At 65.9% G+C, this 4,899-nt stretch carries 5 protein-coding genes; 2 read left to right on the top strand and 3 right to left on the bottom strand.

Annotated elements, in window-relative coordinates; all coding sequences use genetic code 11:
• From VIR09_RS19965 to VIR09_RS19955, 3 genes are all read right to left on the bottom strand, one after another.
• The coding region (locus tag VIR09_RS19965; protein WP_332014436.1) for a cytochrome at positions 1–960 on the bottom strand (960 nt) is incomplete at its 3' end.
• 72 nt (positions 961–1,032) lie between these two features.
• Entirely contained in the window at positions 1,033–1,893 is an 861-nt protein-coding gene (locus VIR09_RS19960) for an NAD-dependent epimerase/dehydratase family protein (protein WP_332014435.1), read from the bottom strand.
• A 75-nt stretch (positions 1,894–1,968) separates the two neighbouring features.
• The gene (locus tag VIR09_RS19955; protein ID WP_332014434.1) at positions 1,969–3,615 is read right to left on the bottom strand and encodes an electron transfer flavoprotein-ubiquinone oxidoreductase; all 1,647 of its coding nucleotides are present in this window, start codon (positions 3,613–3,615) and stop codon (positions 1,969–1,971) included.
• Positions 3,616–3,727: 112 nt separating this feature from the next.
• Here VIR09_RS19955 and VIR09_RS19950 point away from each other — a divergent pair, with 112 nt between their 5' ends.
• A complete protein-coding gene (locus VIR09_RS19950) occupies positions 3,728–4,177 on the top strand; it encodes an acyl-CoA thioesterase (protein ID WP_332014433.1) in 450 nt (149 codons plus the stop codon).
• A gap of 198 nt (positions 4,178–4,375) precedes the next feature.
• A partial coding sequence (locus VIR09_RS19945; RefSeq protein ID WP_332014432.1) for a CoA transferase subunit A occupies positions 4,376–4,899 on the top strand: 524 nt, incomplete at its 3' end.

Here is a 4,899-nt window from a genome sequence, read left to right as displayed (position 1 = left end):
GGGCAGGCGGCCGGGGCAGGCGTGCCCGAAAGCGCCGAAAGTCCAGTGTGCCTCGGGCTGCACCGTGGCTGCCGCCGCCAGCACCAGCAGCACAGTCTGGCCGGCCGCGATGCGCTGGCCGCCGATGTCGATGTCGGCGGCGAGAAACCGGCGCGTGTTATGCAGCGGCGGGTCATTGCGTTCGACTTCATCCATCAGCGCCAGCGCGGCATCGTCCGTAAGATCGTCCGGCGTGCCGCGTCGCCCGGCCAGGATGATCGCGTTTCCCAGCAAACCCGCGCCCGCTTCACAGGACTGGAACAGCAGGCCGGCCAGGTTGGCGGCCAGCAGCGCGGGCGCGATGCCCGCCCGCACGCCGTCCTCACGCAGCCTGCGCAAGGCAAGGGCGGCGTCGGGGGCCTGCAGATGAGATTCGAGGCGGGTTTGCAAGCGTTGCGCGGCGGCGTGTCCAGCCTCGATGCGATCCGCGGTGGCGGTGGCGGGCAGCGCCGACAGAAACGCCGCGATGTCCGCCGCGCAATCGGCGTACAGGTCTGGCGGCAAACCCAGGAAAGCGGCTTGCGCATGGACCGGCGCGGTACTCAGGTAGCGGTCGACGGCCATGGCGTTCAACGGCCCCGGATCCGGCCAGGCAGGCGTACAGGCCTGGGCGCCTTGCTCGCGGATGAAAGCGCTCAGCAAGGTCTTCACTTGCAGGTGCGCTGCGCTGTCGTTCATGCGTACGAAGCGGCCGAACAGCTCGCCCGCCGGACCGGGGCCCAATCCCCTGGGTACCGGCTCCGCCACGGGGCGCACGCGCGCGGCAGGGTGCTGCATGATGGCCGCTATCGTGTCCGGGTGGCTGGCGATCCACAGGTCCAGCGTCGCTTCGCGATACAGCGGCCGCTCTCGTGCCAGCGCGGCATAGTAGGGGTAGGGGTCAGGGTGTGTGACTGCCTGCAGGGGATGGGCGGGATGCATGGCCTTGGCCGGTGGTGAATCCGACCGCCAGTATCGTCCAGCCTGGACGACCACGATTCGATGAGCAGCGAACTATGCCTGCTGCGCTCCAGTGCCGTCGGTTACGGCCAGCAGCGCGGCATAGCCCAGCCGCGAGTCAGGCCATTGCAGCGTGAAGCCGCTGGCGCGCAGCCGGACGTTGCTGAGCTTCTTGCTGCCGACGTTGGCAGGCGCGGGCGCCTCGCGTGGCGCAGGGGCGCCGATCAGTCTGGCCAGGTCGGCGTATAGCTCATGCAGGGGCAGGGGGGTGTCGTCGCAGCCTATGTAGGCCGGCGCCGCTTCGGGCAGGAGCGCGAGGTGCACTACGGCCGCGGCGGCGTCATCGATGTGGATCCGGTTGGCCCAGTGTGCGGGAGAACTCGGCGCACCCGCCGCGCCCTGGCGCAGGCGCTCGATCAATTGCAGGCGTCCCGGGCCATAAAGTCCCGCCAGCCGCAACGCGGTGGACGGCAGGCCGTAAGTCGCGAGCGCGGCTTCGGCTTCTAGCAGCACCTGTCCATTGACGCCCAGCGGCGCGGGCGGCGTGTCTTCGTCGACCCAGCCGCCTTCATGTTCGCCATAGACCGCGCTGGACGAGACGAACACGATACGCTTGAGCTGCGTAGTGTCCAGCGCGTCCAGCACGTGTTTCAGGCCGTCGATGAACACCGCACGGTACGCGGCCGCTACGCGGGCGCCAGGCGCGGGCAGGTGGATGAGCCGCGTGACGCCTGGGGGCAGGGCGGGCAGCGCGTCAGCGCGGGAAATATCGCCCTGCAGCCAGCGTATTCCGTCCGCATCTCCGGCCGGCGGATGGCGGCGCAGCGCGTAGACTTCGTCGCCGCGCGCCAGGAAGCGCCGGGCCGCCCGCTGGCCCAGGTCGCCGCAGCCGATGAGGAGTATGCGTTCGGTCATGGAATAGTCCTTCTGGTCGAAAAAAAGGCGCCCCGTGGGACGCCTTCGGTGGCCGGGCGCTGGCGTCCGGTCGCTTTACATGCCGCTGTAGACGGGGCCTTCACCGCCTTGCGGGGCAACCCATACGATGTTCTGGGTCGGGTCTTTGATGTCGCAGGTCTTGCAGTGCACGCAGTTCTGCGCGTTGATCTGCAGGCGATCCTCGCCGTGGTCGTCCTTGACGAACTCGTACACGCCCGCCGGGCAGTAGCGCGATTCCGGGCCGCCATATTTGGCCAGGTTGACCTGTACCGGTATCGACGCATCCTTCAGCGTCAGGTGGACGGGTTCGTTCTCGTCATGGTTGGTGTTCGAGATGAACACCGAGCTGAGCTTGTCGAAGGTGAGCTTGCCGTCGGGCTTGGGATAATCGATGCGCGCGCACTGCGATGCGGGTTGCAGACAGGCATGGTCGGGCTTGTTGTGGCGCAGGCTCCAGGGCATCTTGCCCTTGAGCAGCAGCTGTTCGACGCCAGTCATCAAGGTGGCGACGGTACGGCCCTTCTTGAACCATTGCTTGAAGTTGCGCGCCTTGTTCAGCTCCGCATGCAGCCAGGATGCCTCGAAGGCGGCGGGATAGGCGGCCAGCTCGTCCTGGCGGCGATCGGCGACCAGCGCGTCGAAGGCGGCTTCGGCGGCCAGCTTGCCGGACTTGATGGCGGCGTGGCTGCCCTTGATGCGGGAGGCGTTGAGGAAGCCGGCCTCGCAGCCGACCAGCACGCCGCCCGGGAAGGTCAGCTTGGGCAGGGCCAGCAGGCCGCCCGCGGTGATGGCGCGCGCGCCGTAGGCGATGCGCTTGCCGCCTTCGAAGGTGCCGCGGATGGCGGGGTGCGTCTTGTAGCGCTGGAATTCGTCGAACGGCGACAGCCAGGGGTTGGCGTAGTCCAGGCCCACGATCATGCCCACCGCCACCAGGTTGTTGTCCAGGTGGTAGAGGAACGAGCCGCCGTAGGTGTCGGAGTCCAGCGGCCAGCCGGCGGTGTGGATGACCAGGCCCGGCTTGGACTGGGCCGGATCGACCTCCCACATTTCCTTGATGCCGATGCCGTAGGACTGCGGATTGCGGCCGTCGTCCAGCTTGTAGCGTTCGATCAGCTGGCGGCCCAATTGGCCACGCGCGCCTTCGGCGAACACGGTGTAGCGGGCATGCAGTTCCATGCCCGGCTGGTAGTGATCGGTGTGCGAGCCGTCGCGGGCCACGCCCATGTCGCCGGTGGCCACGCCGCGGACGGCGCCGTTTTCGTCGTACAGCAGTTCCACGGCCGCAAAACCGGGGAAGATGTCCACGCCCAGCGCCTCGGCCTGTTCGCCCATCCACTTCACGACGTCGCCCAGGCGGACGATGTAGTTGCCTTCGTTGTGGAAACAGGGCGGCAGCAGCCAGTTGGGCGTGGTGCGCGCGCCGGTTTCGGACAGGAACATGAACTTGTCATGCGTGACGGGCACGTTCAGCGGCGCGCCTTTTTCCTTCCAGTCGGGGATGAGCTCGGTCAGCGCCAGCGGGTCCATGACGGCGCCGGACAGGATGTGCGCACCCAACTCCGCGCCCTTTTCCAGTACGCAGACGCCGATTTCCTGATTCTTTTCAGCGGCCAGCTGCTTAAGACGGATTGCAGTGGCCAGGCCGGCGGGTCCACCGCCAACCACGACCACGTCATATTCCATCGACTCGCGTTCAGACATTGCAAAGCTCCCCGTATGTATTCCATATATGGCTGGAAGTATTATCGGCGATTGTATTGCAGGCGGAGGTGATGTATGCCTTCGTATTTCTTTTACCCATATGGAGCAATTGGTGAACGCGGACAAAACCTCAGCGCGGATACTGGCCGTGGGAGATATCCATCAAGTCGAACTGCCCTTGCGGTGGGGCGATTCGGACGCTCTGAACCATCTGAACAACGCAATGTATTTCCGCCTCATGGAAGAGGCCCGGATACAGATACTCTATGGCGCGGGCTTTGCGCTGCCGTCGGATCAGGGGTTGATCCTGGCGCATGCGTCCTGCGATTTCCTGCGTCCCTTGACCTATCCGGCCACGGTGCTCGTGACGCACAAGCTCACGCGCATCGGCCGCTCCAGCGCGGAATTCGAATTGCTGTTGGAGAAGGTAGGCGACGAAGGCGGTCCGTATGCCCGCGCACGCAACGTGCTAGTCTGGATGGACTATACGGTCAATGCGTCCGCCCCGTGGCCGCAAGAGGTGCTGTCCAAACTGGGCGCCATGTTCAAGCCTGCGGCTTGACGCGGCGCTTCGGGCGGACCGGCCAAAATAGCGCGTGCTTTGACCGGGCATGCCGGTAAAATCTAGCGCAAAATCAAAAAAAGCAATAAGGGCGCGCCACCCTCGGCGCCAGCCGCCACAGGACACCGCACGGTGTTGCTGGGACCGGCGCCGGCAGCCGCGCCCTCTTCGGTTAGACCTTAACTAGGAGTTGGAGCGATGGACAAGGTTTTTGCAAGCGCCCAGGAGGCGCTGGCAGGCATCGTCAAGGACGGCCAGATGATCGCCGTGGGCGGTTTCGGCCTTTGCGGCATTCCCGAAGCCCTGATCGCCGCATTGCGCGATTCGGGCGTCAAGGACCTCACTTGCATCAGCAACAATGCCGGCGTCGACGGCTTCGGCCTCGGCCAGTTGCTCAATACGCGCCAGGTCCGCAAGATGATCGCGTCCTACGTGGGCGAGAACAAGGAATTTGAACGCCAGTTCCTGTCCGGCGAACTCGAACTCGAGTTCACGCCCCAGGGCACGCTGGCCGAGAAGCTGCGCGCCGGCGGCGCCGGCATTCCGGCCTTCTTCACCCGCACCGGCGTGGGCACCATCGTGGCCGACGGCAAGGAACTCCGCGAATTCGATGGCCATCAGTACGTGATGGAGCGTTCGCTGGCGCCTGACGTTTCGCTGGTCAAGGCGCATATCGCCGACCGCAGCGGCAACCTGGTGTTCCGCAAGACCGCCCGCAACTT

It is taken from the genome of Achromobacter sp., from assembly GCF_036567245.1.
GTDB lineage: Bacteria > Pseudomonadota > Gammaproteobacteria > Burkholderiales > Burkholderiaceae_B > Achromobacter.
Note: the sequence above shows the minus strand (reverse complement) of the source record. Positions and strands in the feature narration are given on the sequence as shown.

What these genes read in the sequence shown, in the direction of transcription:
- VIR09_RS19955 (WP_332014434.1), bottom strand. Translation starts at nt 3,615, where the DNA reads ATGTCTGAACGCGAGTCGATGGAATATGACGTGGTCGTGGTTGGCGGT.
- VIR09_RS19960 (WP_332014435.1), bottom strand. Translation starts at nt 1,893, where the DNA reads ATGACCGAACGCATACTCCTCATCGGCTGCGGCGACCTGGGCCAGCGG.